Annotated in this window: 1 protein-coding gene; it reads right to left on the bottom strand. The window is 68.4% G+C overall.

Annotation, left to right across the window (positions count from 1 at the left end):
• On the bottom strand, window positions 1-471 hold a 471-nt coding region (locus EJ913_RS31315), incomplete at both ends, for a phosphopyruvate hydratase family protein (protein ID WP_483398298.1).

Here is a 471-nt window from a genome sequence, read left to right as displayed (position 1 = left end):
CAGCGACTTGCCCTCGCCGGCCAGCTCGTACTTGCCGTTCTTGAAGAACTCGGTCGAGGCGGCGTCGATGGCCAGCATCACGTCGTCGCCCGGCTTGTAGCCGGCGGCCTCGATGGCCTTCATCACGAAGCCGAGCGCCTCGTCGGTCGAGCCGATGTTGGGGGCGAAGCCGCCCTCGTCGCCGACGTTGGTGTTGTGGCCGGCGTCCTTCAGCTTCTTCTTCAGCGCGTGGAAGATCTCGGCGCCCATGCGGATGGCGTCGGCGCCGGTCTCGGCGCCCACCGGCATGATCATGAACTCCTGGATGTCGATGGGGTTGTCGGCGTGGGCGCCGCCGTTGATGATGTTCATCATCGGCACCGGCAGCAGCGAGGCGAAGGCGCCGCCGACGTAGCGGTAGAGCGGCAGGCCGGCTTCCTCGGCGGACGCCTTGGCGACCGCCAGCGACACGCCCAGGATGGCGTTGGCGCC

The sequence above is a fragment of the Azospirillum doebereinerae genome (genome assembly GCF_003989665.1).
Classification (GTDB): Bacteria; Pseudomonadota; Alphaproteobacteria; order Azospirillales; family Azospirillaceae; genus Azospirillum; species Azospirillum doebereinerae.
This window is presented reverse-complemented; position numbering and strand designations above follow the sequence as displayed.